Annotated in this window: 14 protein-coding genes and 1 pseudogene; 13 read left to right on the top strand and 2 right to left on the bottom strand. The window is 51.7% G+C overall.

The window, feature by feature from the left end; translation table 11 throughout:
* Window positions 1–145 precede the first annotated feature (145 nt).
* A complete protein-coding gene (locus tag AWJ19_RS29005; protein ID WP_068728650.1) occupies window positions 146–343 on the top strand; it encodes a hypothetical protein in 198 nt (65 codons plus the stop codon).
* A 134-nt stretch (window positions 344–477) separates the two neighbouring features.
* On the opposite strand, the gene AWJ19_RS29000 is transcribed toward AWJ19_RS29005, so the two are convergent.
* Both AWJ19_RS29000 and AWJ19_RS28995 read right to left on the bottom strand, forming a co-directional pair.
* Window positions 478–1389, bottom strand: a complete 912-nt coding sequence (locus AWJ19_RS29000; RefSeq protein ID WP_068728649.1) for a LysR family transcriptional regulator — start codon at window positions 1387–1389, stop codon at window positions 478–480.
* A gap of 153 nt (window positions 1390–1542) precedes the next feature.
* The gene (locus AWJ19_RS28995) at window positions 1543–2064 is read right to left on the bottom strand and encodes a hypothetical protein (RefSeq protein WP_068728648.1); all 522 of its coding nucleotides are present in this window, start codon (window positions 2062–2064) and stop codon (window positions 1543–1545) included.
* A 218-nt stretch (window positions 2065–2282) separates the two neighbouring features.
* On the opposite strand from AWJ19_RS28995, the gene leuC reads away from it, so the two are divergent.
* From leuC to AWJ19_RS34965, 12 genes and pseudogenes are all read left to right on the top strand, one after another.
* The gene (leuC, locus tag AWJ19_RS28990) at window positions 2283–3707 is read left to right on the top strand and encodes a 3-isopropylmalate dehydratase large subunit (protein ID WP_068728647.1); all 1425 of its coding nucleotides are present in this window, start codon (window positions 2283–2285) and stop codon (window positions 3705–3707) included.
* A gap of 33 nt (window positions 3708–3740) precedes the next feature.
* Window positions 3741–4346: a 3-isopropylmalate dehydratase small subunit gene (gene leuD / locus AWJ19_RS28985; RefSeq protein ID WP_068728646.1), complete on the top strand. Its 606-nt coding sequence runs from the start codon at window positions 3741–3743 to the stop codon at window positions 4344–4346.
* A 191-nt stretch (window positions 4347–4537) separates the two neighbouring features.
* On the top strand, window positions 4538–5845 hold the full coding sequence (locus AWJ19_RS28980) for an N-acetylmuramoyl-L-alanine amidase family protein (protein ID WP_068728645.1): 1308 nt from the start codon (window positions 4538–4540) through the stop codon (window positions 5843–5845).
* The gene (locus AWJ19_RS34410) at window positions 5809–6138 is read left to right on the top strand and encodes an N-acetylmuramoyl-L-alanine amidase (protein WP_082708190.1); all 330 of its coding nucleotides are present in this window, start codon (window positions 5809–5811) and stop codon (window positions 6136–6138) included. The genes AWJ19_RS28980 and AWJ19_RS34410 overlap by 37 nt, the downstream gene beginning before the upstream one ends.
* A gap of 161 nt (window positions 6139–6299) precedes the next feature.
* Window positions 6300–7741, top strand: a pseudogene (locus AWJ19_RS28975) (N-acetylmuramoyl-L-alanine amidase family protein).
* Window positions 7742–7886: 145 nt separating this feature from the next.
* Window positions 7887–8519: a GerMN domain-containing protein gene (locus AWJ19_RS28970; protein ID WP_241781931.1), complete on the top strand. Its 633-nt coding sequence runs from the start codon at window positions 7887–7889 to the stop codon at window positions 8517–8519.
* An 80-nt stretch (window positions 8520–8599) separates the two neighbouring features.
* Window positions 8600–10492, top strand: a complete 1893-nt coding sequence (locus AWJ19_RS28965; RefSeq protein WP_128083725.1) for an S-layer homology domain-containing protein — start codon at window positions 8600–8602, stop codon at window positions 10490–10492.
* Window positions 10483–11349 (top strand): hypothetical protein, encoded by an 867-nt coding sequence (locus AWJ19_RS34405; protein ID WP_082708187.1) that lies wholly within the window; start codon window positions 10483–10485, stop codon window positions 11347–11349. The genes AWJ19_RS28965 and AWJ19_RS34405 overlap by 10 nt, the downstream gene beginning before the upstream one ends.
* A gap of 188 nt (window positions 11350–11537) precedes the next feature.
* Complete coding sequence (gene nth / locus AWJ19_RS28960; RefSeq protein ID WP_068728643.1) at window positions 11538–12248, top strand: endonuclease III; 711 nt, start codon at window positions 11538–11540, stop codon at window positions 12246–12248.
* Window positions 12249–12250: 2 nt separating this feature from the next.
* The gene (locus AWJ19_RS28955; protein WP_042178089.1) at window positions 12251–12517 is read left to right on the top strand and encodes a hypothetical protein; all 267 of its coding nucleotides are present in this window, start codon (window positions 12251–12253) and stop codon (window positions 12515–12517) included.
* Window positions 12518–12599: 82 nt separating this feature from the next.
* Window positions 12600–12995, top strand: a complete 396-nt coding sequence (locus tag AWJ19_RS28950) for a hypothetical protein (RefSeq protein ID WP_068728642.1) — start codon at window positions 12600–12602, stop codon at window positions 12993–12995.
* A gap of 752 nt (window positions 12996–13747) precedes the next feature.
* On the top strand, window positions 13748–15271 hold a 1524-nt coding region (locus AWJ19_RS34965), incomplete at its 3' end, for a dynamin family protein (RefSeq protein WP_198536664.1).

Below are 15271 nucleotides of genomic sequence, written 5' to 3'. Positions count from 1 at the left end.
CAATTAGAATACCATGGAGGTGTGCGGTTTGCAAAGGGAGTTTGCAGGAATATTTTTATGCGCTGAAGCTGCATTGAAATGAGATGTTTATACGTGGGAAGAACGGGTAATTTACTTATAATCTGTTACCAGGAGGTGCATCCACTTGAGTAAAGACAAGCAAATCGCGCAGGAACAGACTGAAAATGCCAAAGAGGCAGCTGAATTTCAGAATCAGGCGATTCGTGATTTTGTTGAAGAGCGTGCTGCAGACACCAGAAACAAAGGACCGGTCAATGATAGCACAACCCGCCTGCCGGACAACCAGAACCGGATGATCACTCAGCATAACCGCCAGATGTGATAAGGCTGTATGAACCGCCTGTATGTTGATAATTGCCAATGATGAGCTAATAGGCAGAGAATATACGAAAGGCTCCCGGATTTCCGCTGACCAGCGAAACCCCGGGAGCCTTTTTGTGCGGGCGCAAAACAGATTCAGGCTTCCGCCAGACTGGCCACTGTGTTCTTGAAGGTTTCAATAAACACCTCGGCTGCTTTGGACAGATAGCGTCCCCTCCGATAGGCGATAACCAGTGTACGGCTCGGCACCGGCTCAGCCAGCGGCAGATAGACCGGGACGAATTCACTTCGCGGGGCACGGGCGATAAAATGAGGCACCAGGGTAACCCCCATACCCGTGGCAACGAGGGACTGAATGGTCTCCATATTGTTGCTCTGAAAAACAATCTTTGGCTCAAAGCCGGCTTCCCGGCAGAGCTCCATCGTCATTTTGCGGAAGCCCTGGCCTTCTTTGAGTACAATAAAGGGCTCGTCCTTCAGTTCCTCTAGTGTAGTCCGGATGCCTTCAGCCTTGCGTGAGGCCAGCGGATGGTCCGGCGGTACGGCCAGGTCAATCCGCTCCTCCCCAAGCACCTCATAGGCCAGTGTCGGAATTTCCAGCGGAAGGGAGAGCAGGCTGAGGTCCGTCTGGCCCCCGGCAGTCAGCTTTTCCAGATTCATAGAGGAATCCTCAAGCAGCGAAATTTCAATATCCGCATAGTTCTGCTTAAACACCGGCAGGACATGGGGAAGAAGATGGGCACCGGTAATCGGCATACTGCCGACAACCACACGGCCGGTGCGCAGTTGTGATATATCCGACATCTCCTGCCGCAGCAGTTCTACGGCAGCTATAATCGATTCCGCCTGCTCGACGAACCGTTCTCCGGCATGAGTCAGCTCCACTGAACTCGTATTACGCTGGAACAGCATTACCCCGAGTTCCTTTTCCAGCTTGGACAGCTGCTGGCTGAGCGAGGGCTGTGCTACATGCAATTTCTCCGCGGCACGCGAGAAGTTGCGCTCCGCTGCGATTTGCAGCGCGTACTGCAGTTGTCTTAATTCCATAATCCTACCCCTTGTATACTTATAATACTTATAAGTATAGCCTATAAGAGGCCTTTTTAATATAGCCCTGGAAGCTAGAGAAGCAAGAGAACCCCAAACGGGACTCTTATTTTATTTCGGCTAGCGCTTTATCCATCAGCGATTCGCTTTCTTTTACAGAATCACTGCCGCAGTCTCAGCACCAATGAAAGTATTCTTGGTGTTTTGATAGAATGCGGAAGCGAAATCCTTAATCGGCTCCCCGTCAGTGTGTTTGCCTTCAACTACAACAGCTTTGAAGAGATTGGTCAGCATGTACCCGGCGTCCTCAATATGAGCCAGATAATTACCGGCATTGTACTCCTCAACTACTTGCGATTCAAAGTCTGTCAGCTCTTCGGAAGAAGGGGAGTAGGCCTTGGCCAATACCTCCACAGCATCAGCCTTCTGGGCAGACTCTGTATCCGATTGGGCGATCTGTTCAATAGCCGATTCCCAGCTCACGGACGGATTGCCGGCCGCCGGTTCAGCAGCAGGAGAATCTGCAGCGGGTGCAGCCGTTGCCTGTACTTCCTGTGTAGCGGCAGGAGCTGCCTCATCAGCCGGTTCATTTCTTGCCGCAATCTGTCCGATGATACTGCCCAGCACAACTACCACTACCCAGAACAGCCAGCGCTTGTAAAATGGTTTTTTCATTACTCTCTCCCCTAAGTCTAGTTTTTTGAAAATGATTTTATCAGATTTCTGAGTGAATTCAAAAATACATACCCCATTAACACTGCTTATAAGCGCAGGCTATTACTTTTATAGAAATCATATCTTGGAATTATAAACACGGCGATGTTATATTTAGAGCATTCAAGAGAGACTCCACACTCTCTTCCAATGAACGATTCTACTAATGAGGTGAAATCATGAGCAACAAGACAATGTTTGAGAAAATCTGGGACAATCACGTTATTCATTCTGAGGAAGGCAAGCCGAGCATCATTTATATCGATCTGCATCTGGTGCACGAGGTTACTTCCCCGCAGGCTTTTGAAGGACTCCGCCTGAGTGGCCGCAAGGTACGCCGTCCGGAGCTGACTTTTGCAACGATGGACCACAACGTTCCGACCAAGGACCGATTCAATATTACTGACCCTATTTCCAAACAACAGATCGACACGCTGTCGCAGAACTGCCGCGATTTCGGAGTCAGACTGTTTGACCTGAATGATATCGACCAAGGGGTCGTACACGTTATGGGACCGGAAATCGGCCTGACCCACCCGGGCAAAACGATTGTCTGCGGCGACAGCCATACCTCCACACACGGCGCTTTCGGCGCGCTGGCCTTCGGAATCGGTACAAGTGAAGTTGAGCATGTGCTCGCGACCCAGTGTCTGCAGCAGTCCAAAGCCAAAACGATGGAAGTCCGCTTTACCGGCAAGCGCAATCCCGGCGTAACTGCCAAGGATATGATTCTCGGCGTTATCGCCAAATACGGCACGGACTTTGCAACCGGTTATGTTATTGAGTACACCGGCGAGGCGATCCGCGAGCTGTCGATGGAAGAGCGGATGACGGTCTGCAACATGTCGATCGAGGGCGGAGCGAGAGCAGGTCTGATTGCTCCGGACGATACCACCTTTGAATATCTGCGCGGCCGTGAATACGTACCTCAGGGTGAGGCTTTTGACGCTGCAGTTGCTTCCTGGAGAACACTGGTGAGTGATGAAGGTGCTCAGTATGATACTGTCGTAGAGTTCGACGTAGAAACATTGATTCCGCAGGTAACCTGGGGAACAAGCCCGGGTATGGGTACTGACATCAGCTCCAGCGTGCCTAATCCGGCGGATTTCACTACTGAAAATGAACGTAAAGCTGCTGAAAAAGCGCTTGAATATATGGATTTGACTCCGGGCACCCCGATGTCCGAAATCGGCATCGACTATGTGTTTATCGGCTCCTGCACCAACGGCCGGATTGAGGACCTGCGCGCTGCTGCACAGGTAGCCAGAGGCCACAAGGTATCCGACAAAGTTACTGCGATTGTAGTTCCAGGCTCCGGACGCGTTAAAATGCAGGCGGAGAAGGAAGGTCTTGACAAAGTATTCACCGAAGCAGGCTTTGAGTGGCGTGAAGCAGGCTGCAGTATGTGCCTGGCGATGAACCCTGACGTTCTGCAGCCCGGACAGCGCTGCGCCTCGACCTCGAACCGCAACTTTGAAGGACGCCAGGGACGCGGCGGACGCACGCATCTGGTATCCCCGGCAATGGCAGCTGCCGCTGCCATCAAAGGCCGGTTTACTGATGTCCGTGACTGGAATTACAAGACAGAAGCCGTCAACGCATAGAAACTTTGAGAGAGAGCGGGAGGAAATAACACTATGGAAGCTTTTAAACAATTAAACGGAATCGTTGCCCCGGTTGACCGGGTAAATGTTGATACAGACGCTATTATCCCTAAGCAGTTCCTGAAGCGGATCGAACGGACCGGGTTCGGACAGTTCCTGTTCTATGAATGGCGTTTTGACGAGGCGGGAAATGACAATCCTGCTTTTGAGATGAACAAGCCGCGCTACGAGGGAGCATCCGTGCTGATCTCCCGGGCCAACTTCGGCTGCGGCTCCTCCCGGGAGCACGCTCCGTGGGCGATTATGGACTACGGCTTCAGAGTGGTAATTGCACCTTCCTATGCCGACATTTTCTATAATAACTGCTTCAAGAACGGTATCCTGCCGATCAAGCTGTCTGAGGCCCAGGTTGATGATCTCTTTAACCGTACAGCTGAGCATGAGGGATATAAGCTGAATGTGGATCTGGAAAATAAAACGCTGAGCGATGATTACGGGCTGAGCATCAGCTTTGAGCTGGATGAGCACCGCCGCCAGTTCCTGCTGCAGGGTCTGGATGACATCGGATTGACCCTTAAGCATGCCGACGAAATCGCTGCTTATGAAGAACGCCATGCTACCAAGCTTTTCGCCAGATAAGGACAGCATTATCCGTTAACTTTACAAATTTTACACAAAACTTCTATTTCCGTGTACCGGAGATAGAAGTTTTTTTGCTATAATCGATATATTCATTGCCTGCAAAGGCAACTTTTGGGGATTTCTGTCGTCTATAGCTTATCTGTGTGTGATTAGTAGTATCTATTATTTGCCAAAAGGGAGAGTACAGGATGAGAAGAGCCGGACAACGGGTGTTATTGCTATTGCTGCTGCCGCTGCTGCTGCTGTCATTTGCCGGCCGGGAAGCTGCAGCCGCCGGTCAAGGTACCGGCCGGATTGTGATGGACAATCAGGAGCTTGCACTGCCCCAGGGAATCAGCCTTGAAAACGTAAATGGAAGCGTTATGATTCCTATCCGGGTAGTAGTTGAGAACCTGGGCTTTGAGGTACTGTGGGAACAAAAGACGAAGAAAGTAACAGTGCAGCAGGACGGAAAGACTGTTCAGCTGGCGGTGGGAAGCAAGACTGCTGAAGCTGACGGTGTAACCTTGTCACTGAATGCGGCACCCAAGCAGAACGGGGGAACCGTGCTTGTGCCGATCCGTTTTGTAAGCGAGCAGTTCGGGCTCAAGGTCGGCTGGGATAACAGCGACAAGACCGTATATCTGAGCGGCGGGCAGACGAGTGGTACTGCGCCTTCCGTTGACCCGCTCCCGGCGGCTACTCCATCCCCGCAGCCTGCTGCAACGGCAACGCCTCAGCCTGCAGCCTCACCATCGGCTACGCCTTCTCCAACAGCGGTAACAGGCCAGGATGATGACATTGCGGGCGGGGTTAACGGCCCGGCATCTACTCCTGTTCCCGGAAGTGCCGGTAATATGGCCACCACGCCTCAGGTGCTGGGAGCGGTGTTCAGTGAGAACCGGCTGATTGTAGCTGCGGCAGGAGGCGCCAAGCCTGCTGTATCCAGACTCAGCGGCCCTGACCGGATCATCGTTGATTTTGCAGGCGCATCCTTTGCCTCTGATTTTGTGGGCAGTCTGCCAAGCGTCGCGCCGAACGGTACGCCGCAGGGCAAGCTTGATGTCACCGGGTATCCGCTGGTTACGGAGGTAAGATATGCGCTGTTCAGCACGAGCCCCTCTACCGTCCGGTTCGTGATCCAGACCGTGGGCAGTCAGCCTTATCAGCTGAGCACCGACAGCAGTACAGGACTTGTAACGATTGATCTCAACACAGCAAACAGCGGAGGCATTCCTGCAGCCGGCTCGGGAAGCTCTGGTAAACCGGTTGTCGTACTGGATGCCGGACACGGCGGCAAGCAGCCGGGGGCAGTGAGCCCTAACGGCAAGCTCGAGAAGGATGTTAATTTTGCGGTAGCCAATAAAGTGGGTGCCCTGCTTGCCCAGGACGGCAAGGTAGAGGTTGTGTACACACGCACAACCGATCAGACCCTTGGCCTGCAGGACAGGGTTAATATTGCTGAGGCTGCAAAGCCAATCTGTTCATTTCGTTTCATGGGAATTCACTGGATGTAACCTACCCCAACCGGGACAAGGTTAACGGCAGTGAAACCTATTATTCAAGAAGTGAGAGCCTGCCGCTGGCCCAGATTTTACATAAGCATCTGGTAGCAGGGACCGGATTTAAGGATAACGGTGTCCGGAGCAAGAGTCTCCACGTGACCCGCGAGACAAGTATGCCGGCAGTGCTGCTGGAGGTCGGATACTTGACCAATCCCGGCAATGAAACGGCAATGTTCACTGAAACGCTGCAAAATAATCTGGCACGGGAGATTGTAGCCGGAATCTATGAATATCTCGGATTATAACCATTGAAGAGGCTCAGGAAATGTGGGGGTGCGGATGTTTTCTGGAATTAATTCGCAACTTTTAAGCTGCATAGGCGTCTAACCAATGTCGAAGGTTGTCAGTAGCCAGGTCATCACGAACGCCATTATCTGGCGGAATACTAGATTCTTAGAGGTGAAAGATGAAGAAATTTGCTTTTACGCTGTTGCTGATGCTCTTTGTACTGGTGTTGCCGGAGCATGGACAGGCTGCTGCCGCGAACAACAAGATTTTTCTCGACGGAAAGGAACTGACTGCAGGTCAGAGCGCTCCGGTCGAGAATGTGGGCGGCTCCGTAATGGTGCCGCTGAGAATGATCTCCGAGAACCTCGGCTATAAGGTCGACTGGGATCAGGCCAGCAAGACGGTGACGATCGGGCAGACAGGCACTACAATGAAGCTGGTTGTAGATCAGACAGCTGCTTCCGTTAATGACAAAACCGTAGTGCTTACTAATGCGCCTTTGAACCGGAACGGGACTACACTGGTGCCTATCCGGTTTATCAGCGAACAGTTCGGGCTGACTGTCAGCTGGGACAACGATCAGAAGATTGTAACTCTTATTACCCCGGAAACCGGCGGGAATAACACAGGCTCTGGGGGCGGAGCCGCTGACGGCGGTCAACCGTAGTTGTACCTCCGGCAGACCCGGCGAAGAACCTGACAATGGTGAACGGCATCAGTTTTAATGAGAACCGGCTGACCATTGCCATGGAGGGGAACGCGGTACCTAAGGTATCCAGGGCAAGCGGACCCGAAAGGATCATCATTGACATTGAGAATGCAACCTTCTCCGACCTTTTCGGTACAGGTCAGGTGCTTGATCCCAACCTTAACGGCAGTCTAACCGTAACGGGTTACCCAGACGTTACAGCAATCCGCTATTCACTCTATAGCACCAGTCCTTATACAGTCCGCTTCGTGATTGATACGACCAGCTACAAGAATTATTCCGTTGAGGTCTCAGGTGATACCTCGAGGCTGGTTGTTGTGGATCTGAATGCAGTCAGCACTGACAATCCGTCAACCCAGCCGGGCAACAACGGCCGGAAGCTGGTTGTGCTGGATGCCGGACACGGAGCCAAAGATTCAGGGGCTGTCGGAGTGACGGGGAAATACGAAAAGAACTTTAATCTGGCTATTGTACTGAAAGCAGCGGAGCTGCTCAAAAAAGAAAATAACATTGATGTTGTACTGACCCGCAGCGATGATACCTTCCTTGAATTGAAGGACCGGGCGGCGATGGCCAACAATCTGAATGCGGATCTGTTTATTTCCGTGCATGCTAACAGCAGCAGCTCATCGGCTGCAAGCGGAACGGAAACGTATTACCAGCGGGAGTCCAGCAAAGCGCTGGCAAACGTGATGCACAAATATCTTGTGCAGGCCACCGGCCTGAGTAACCGCGGTGTACGCTACGGGAATTTCCATGTTATCCGCGAAACTAAAATGCCTGCAGTCCTCCTTGAAGTAGGCTATCTCAGCAACAAAGGCGATGAATCACTGCTTTTCTCAGAGAGCTTGCAGAATAAGGTAGCAGCAGGTATAGTCAGCGGAATCAAAGAGTTTCTGGGATTGAAATAGCAGCCAAGCGGCAGATTAGGGCCGCAAAGTCCAGTCTGGCCTCAGAAGTGGCGGACTGATCGGGCTTTGCCGCCCTGTCTGCCCATATTCATCTATAGGGGGTAATGTTGATGAACAAAAAATTAACGTTAACGCAGTCTCGGCTGTGCTACTGTTGCTTATTGCCGGCTGCGGGGATAAACCGACTGCGGCTCCGGCTGCCGAAGCGGCGCAGAACAATACTGCAGCGGTAAGCGGATCTGGAGGGAACGCCGGAGAAGCACCGGATAACGGAGCCGACAACAGCGGCGGAGAAATCGTTGCGCCGTCTACTGCTCCTCAGGCGGAACCAAGCCCGACTCCGGCTGCAACCGCTGAACCGGCACAGCCGGAGAAGCAGAGCCAGAGCATCGAGGTATATTACACTGACCCTCAGCAGATGGATCTGGTTACAGGCGCAGCATCAATCAGCTTTGCAAATGATACAGAGAAATATACCGAAAGCTTCAAGGCGCTGCAGACCAGCAGCAATGCGGAGCAGGTGTCGCTATGGGGCGGCATGGAGCTGAAATCGCTTGAGTTCAAGGACGGTCAGGTCACCCTGGATATCCACAAGCCGGATGAAGCACAGCTGGGCGCCGGCGGCGAAGCGATGGCGATCAGTGCCCTGGCCAAGACATTCTTCCAATTTGAAGATGTGAAGGCTGTTGAGCTTCTGGTTGACGGTGAGCAGGTCGAAAGCTTGATGGGACATGTTGATCTGGAGCATCCCCTGACAAGAGAGAACAGCGGCCTGTAATCTCCGGTGCAGGAAACAAGACACAGGCCGGCGAATCACTAACGGAACCATATTTGGGATACAGAGAGGGGAATAACGCATTGTCCGGTCAAAAAAGATCAAAACATACTCTTAGAGCTTATTCTGCCCAGGCGGCTTCCGCCGTTCTGGCCGGCGCCATCGCGTTTGGCGGAGCAGGTGCGGCGTTTGCGGATACTGCGGCTGCCCCGACCACGACTTCGGCGGCAACAACGCAAACCGCAGCAGCGGCAGGCAGCATTTTCAGCGATGTAAAAACTGGCTTCTGGGCCGAAAAACATATCTATAAGCTGGCTTCACAAGGGATTGTGGTCGGCAATAACGGGCTGTTCCGTCCGGGGGATTCCGTTACCCAGCAGGAAGCTGTCCTGATGGCTCTTCGTTTTATGAAGCTGCACAATAATGCGGATACAACAACAGATGTTGTTCTGCCGTCGAATTTTCAGGTCAATAACTATTATAAGCCTTATGTTGTGCTTGCCTTCCAGTCAGGTTTGCTGGACAAGACAGTAGAAATGGCTGCGGACAATCTCAAAACCTCCTGGGGAGAGCGTAAGGCTTCCCGGGAATGGGTGGCTGAGCTGCTAATCCGTGCACTGGGTAAAAGCTCTGAGGCAGCTGCAGCAGCAAGTGAGCCCACTGGATTCGCCGATGATGCCAAGGTCTCTGCCAACAAGCGCGGATACATCAATGCTGCAGTAGATTTGGGGCTTGCAAACGGGCTGGACGGTAACCGCTTTGATCCTCAGGGTGCAGTAACCCGCGCACAGCTGGCGACTTTCTTCAGCCGGGCAGAAGCGCATAATTCACTGCAGTATGACAACACGGTTTCCGGTACAGTCAGCGCTTTAAAGGACGGCAAACTTACACTGTACAGTAACGGAACTAATGCTACTTATAACCTGAGTGCATCAACCGCCTATTTTACAAGTGCCTCCGAAGCGAGAATCGGCCTGAATGATATTCAGCCTTATACTAAAGTTACCGTTATCGGGGCAACCTACAACGCCGTTTATGTAGAGTTAACTAATCCTGTGCAGCAGATTGAGACTGCCGAAGGAACATTTGCCAAGGTTACACCAGGCGTGATCTGGGTAGATTCTCCAACCGGATATGATCAATACAGCTATGATGAGAACACCGTATTTGTTGACGTAAATGATGCTGTGATTAATGCTTCAGCGGTGACTGCAGGGAGCAAAATCAAGCTGACACGCGAAACCTACAGCGGCTCCCGCAAAGTGGTCAAGCTGCAGGTGACTTCAGGCATTGTAAACAAAACCGCTTCCGGAACGATTCAAAGCGTTGATACTGCAGGCAAAAAAATTACCTTCAAGAATACAGCCGGGACGGTTGAGACCTTCAGCTGGGAGGATGGCAGCACACTGTTCAGCTCACAGAGCGCAGTACTGCAGCCTGCCGATCTTAAAACCAATTCTGCTGTAAAATATACTGTTAAAAATAATATCCTGACTGCAGTTGAAGTAACCTCTGCAGCAGAACGTACAGTCTCCGGATACATTATGGAGCTGACAGGCTCAACCATTGTGTACAAAAAGTCTGACGGTACACGTGAGGTTAAGCTGCTGGCGGCATCGCCGGCTATCGTGATTCCTAATGTAACCAGTCCGGCTGCAGCAGATCTTATTGCCGATGCTACCGGCGGAGATAACGTCCAGCTGACACTGAACAGCAGCGACCAGGTTACGAGGATCGAAGTGACTAGCCGTCAGATCGAACAATACAGCGGTGCAACGGTGGTCGCTTACAATGCCAAAACACAGCTGCTTACCTTTACAGACAGCAGCAACAAAGCGCATGTGGTGGTGTTGAATGCCAGCACCAAGCTTGCTTATGACGGAGTTGCTTCTCCGACGCTGACAGGCATTGCCTCCAGACTGACGGAAGGCCGCAAGGTGGATGTGAATGCCGTCGGTGACCGCGCTTGTCAGTAGAAAGCACCACGAAGTATACCGGAACACTGGCCTCGCTGAACGCCGCTGCACGGACGCTTGTACTGAAGCTGGCTAACGGCCAGTCACTGACGCTGCCTTATCCGCAGAGCATTGATTATTTCGGCAGAGCATCGGCCACAATAGCTGATGTAGCAATTAACAGCCAGGTTACAGCAGTGCTTTCCGGAGGGCAGGACGTTATCTCGGTACTGCGTGTGCAATCAGCTGCCCAGCTTGAGATTACCACTCTTAACAGTACTGCTAACAAGCTGGGTGTAAAGTGGTCTGGAGGTACAAGCGAACTGTACACACTGACTGTTCCGATGACCAATGAGGCCGGCCAGAACATCACAATCAGTGACCTGAAGGTAGGCGGCTTCATCAACGTGAAGTTTGACGGAAGCACACCTGTCTCGATCCAGTCAGTGAAGCTAAGCAGCGGTCAGGTAGCTGCGGTCGATGCTGCGGCAGGGACGCTGACTGTCAAGGATTACACAGGGGCTTCGCAGACCTTTACGGCCGGAAGCGGTGTACGGGTAGTCCGAGACGGTGTGACGACAGCTTCACTGGGCAATGTGACAACGGCGGACCGGGTGGAAGTGCGGAAGGATTCGGATGGCGTTGTTCTCATCCGTGTACTCACCCAGCTCAGCAAGGTATTCTCACGGGCGGATGCAGCTACCAATGAGCTTCAGGTCAAACGTACCACTCTGAATGATGTATACCGCTATACACTCGCGCCAAATGTATATATTCATCAAGGTGACACGACTTTATCCGTGCAATCTCTCAAAGAAAATGATAATATTATAATGTATTTTAATAATGACGTTGTGGTTGAAATTGTGAAACAATAATGTTATGGTGGATTTCCGTGTGAAACACGTCTTGACGCAGAGGATAGACTGACTGCGTCAGGACGTTTTTTTTGAAATATAAGCAAAGGTAAGCTTCTCACCGGATGTATCCTTATATTTCTGCAGATTATGAGAGGATACGCTCGCGATCTTCATTTCGAGTGTAAATACTCCGTGGAGGGGACGCTATGAAAGCCGCAGAAGTCCGCCACATTCTGGATACTATCGGGGACTTGTTTCCTGATGCGCATTGTGAGCTGAACCACAAGAATGCCTTCGAGCTAACGATTGCTGTTTTGTTATCAGCCCAATGTACGGACGCAACAGTAAACAAAGTGACAGTGGACCTCTTTCAAAAGTATCAATCTCCGCTGGACTATGTTTCCGTTCCCCTGGAGGAGCTGGAAAATGATATCCGGCGCATTGGATTATTCCGCAACAAAGCCAAGCATATTCAGAATCTGTGTTCGATTCTGATTGAGCGGTATGGTGGGGAAGTGCCGCAGGCTCATGATCAGCTGGTAACCTTACCTGGTGTAGGGCGTAAGACAGCCAATGTTGTGGTGTCCAATGCATTTGGAGTGCCGGCTATCGCGGTAGATACTCATGTTGAGCGTGTGGCCAAGCGGCTGGCGCTTGCCGGCTGGGATGATTCCGTGCTGGAAGTGGAGAAGAAGCTAATGAAGGCGGTGCCCCGTGAGGAATGGACGCTCACGCATCACCGGCTGATTTTTTTCGGCCGCTATCACTGCAAGGCACAGAATCCGGCATGCCCCGTGTGTCCGCTGCTCGACGTATGCCGGGAAGGTAAGAAACGTATGAAAACCGCAGCAATCAGGAAAACTAAGACTGAGGCGGGAGCAACAAAGAAGTTAGAGATGAAGAAGAGGATGGGATAGAGATGAAGTGCATTTCTGTGTATACCGATAATTTTGAGACTTTTTCCGATATTTTCGACCGTGTAGTAGAAAGTCCGCTTGAAGAAAATGAAGAGCAGGAAGTGGAAGGCATCACAATCAGCCATTCCGGCGATGTGCCTGAACACTATCTGGAGCGGATGTCCCAGAAGCCGGAGGTTGTCGTGATGAAGGACAAGTCCCGCGGTCTGACAATTCTCCAGCACGGTAAGGTTTTTGAAATTCTGCTTCCGGTTCTGGAAACAGCTTAATGTTCATTTGCAGCAAGAGCCGGCCCGCAGGGGCCGGTTTTTTTATATACTCTGACACCGGAAAGTGAGGCCTTAATTCTATATGGAAGATAAATCTGCAGCTGTGTCAAAGTCAAACCAAATGGAATCCTTAAAATCAATGAAGTCAACCGTTCAAAAGCTCGAAAACGCCGTAACCCAAATGACCGAAAGCGGTGCAAATACAACTCTGGCAAAGAAACGGCTCCATGCTGTCAGTGCGGGCTTAGCGGTACTTGAAAATGCCTGGGAGCAAAAGCCCCATTCATATCCCCCTGAAGATTTAGCAGAGGCCCGCAAGGTTCTTCAAGGCTTAATCCCGTCCGTTGAGAACAGTTACGCCAAGTCAAAAGCCGGCAGTCCGCAAAGAACGCTCCTGGAAAGAAGACTGGTGGCGCTAAATCAGGCCGTTCAGGCGATAGATGATTCCTCCGCAACGCAGGCAGCTGACTCTGAATAAGGCTATTTAAGGGGAGTGTGTACATTTAAAACTAGCGGAAGGACGCACTTTGTACGCATAAGTGTATTTTGCTTTGTGCAGCTTTGTGCAATAGAATCCATACTAAACGATTGGAAAATCCATTCTATTGCATTTTGTACAATTGATTATCGGGAAATGAGGTGAAAGCGCCTGAAGTCTGAGAATCTAATGTACAGAATACAATAGATTTTTTTCAGCCTCATTTAAACCTTATCTCTTGTACAAAGTACAAGAGAAGCATCGTCAGCTTACAGATGCTATATTGCTGGCGGGTCTTCTTTTACGGACAATGAACTCGAACGTGCATAATACTCCAGAAACCGGCCTTACGCTGGCAGCCTGCTTATCTTCCCCCATTCTGTCTCTTCGAACCCGACGCCAAATTCAACCATTTGAACTAAATATCGTTTGACCATCTCTGTTTTTCATATGAAAAGTTCACTCAGCGGTAATGATCTGTTCACTCGTTTTGTAAGGGATTATAGCTGATTTTGTAAAACGTGATGATTTGATTTGTGACAGACAGGTGATAAAATGTAGATAATCTGCGACTAGTTAAATTTGAAATAATATGTTTTGAAGTATTACCGGGCAATCCATCAGCAATTCAGCCTGCTGAGCATGATTCCGGGTAGCTTGGAAACGGTTATTTACATTTAATGGACATATCCTTATTGAAGTACATAGTTATATAGCTGGGAATTTTAATGAAACGGCGGAGGTGGGCACTTTTGCGGGCAGAACAGACGAAGCTGGAACAGAACCAGAATCAGAACCACAATCAGTTAAAGGACTCATCATTATCCTCATTTAAAGAGCTGATGGATCAGTGGGGGGAAGCTGAAACAGCCAGGGTCATTGCGGATTTGCAGAGTAAAGAGCAGAAGGATGAGCTGACGCTTGCTTTTTGCGGACATTTCTCTGCCGGAAAGTCCAGTATGATCAATAAGCTCTGCGGCAGTAACGTACTGCCTTCAGGGCCCGTTCCGACCAGTGCCAATATCGTGTCGATCCGCTGCGGGGAGCCGCGTGTTAAGCTGTATCCCGTGCCGGTCCAGAAGGAAATTCCGGTAATCCCCTGGGAGACTTCACCGGACCAGCTCCAGGAATACTGCCGCAGCGGCGGTGAATACTCAGCCATTGAGGTGTGGGAGAAGGTTCCGGTCCTGGGGGCGCACGGCGTGCTGATGGACACTCCGGGAGTTGACTCTACCGATGACGGTCATCAGGCGGCCACCCGCTCGGCGCTGCATTTGGCCGATGTAGTCTTCTATGTAATGGATTACAATCATGTGCAGTCCGAAAATAATCTGGCATTCGCCAAAAATCTCAGTGACTGGGGAAAACCGCTGTATCTTATTGTTAACCAGATCGACAAACACCGCCAGCAGGAAATTACAATCGAAGAGTACCGGCAGCAATTGGAAAGCGCTTTCGATGCCTGGGGTATTCAAGCAGCCGGGCTCTTGTTCACTTCCCTGAAGGTGGAGGAACATCCGCTGAACCAGTGGCAGGAGCTGCTGAAGCTGATATCCGCACTGCTGGACCGGCGTGAGGAACTGCTGCAATACAGCCTGTCCCGGTCAGCCCATCATATTGCTGAAACGCTTGTAACCGCTTATGCAGAAGAACAGAGTGAGCAGCGGGAACAGCTGGAGATGGAAACGCAAGGGGCGGATGAAGCGGCTGTGCAGGCTGCACTTAAGGCAGTGGCCGGAGAACAGGAGGCTCTTGCCGGCCTGCCGGAAGAGTCGCGGCATCATCTGCGGAGCATGCTTGATACCCTGCTGGGTAACCTCAATTTGATGCCTGCAGATGTTCGGGAGGCGGCTGGTGCTTATGTGGAGAGCCTTGCCCCCGGATTCCGGCGCGGGCTCCTGTTCACTGCCGGCAAGCGGGAGAAGGAGCAGGAGAAGCGGCTCAATACCTGGCAGGGGCTGCAGAGCCGGGAAATCTCCGGGCAGCTGGACTGGCACCTTCTGCAGGCGGTGCGTGAATGGGCCGAAGGCCTGGAGGTCTGGGAGGACGGGGCAGAGACCCGTCTGAAGGACAGCTTCCCGGCGGTGAGCCGCGAGTGGCTCGCGGCACAGGTGAAGCCGGGACGTCCGGCAGCGGCGAGGCGCTGCTTAACTTCTGCCGCGCCCTGGCGGCAGAGATCAAAGCGCAGTACCGCCGCGCTGCACTGGCGGCCGGCGATGTGCTGCTGGCGAAGCTGCGCCGCTCATCGCTTCGCGGCGCTCCGCTCTCGCGCGCCG

The sequence above is a fragment of the Paenibacillus sp. DMB5 genome, from assembly GCF_001517085.1.
Classification (GTDB): Bacteria; Bacillota; Bacilli; order Paenibacillales; family Paenibacillaceae; genus Paenibacillus_AQ.
Note: the sequence above shows the minus strand (reverse complement) of the source record. Positions and strands in the feature narration are given on the sequence as shown.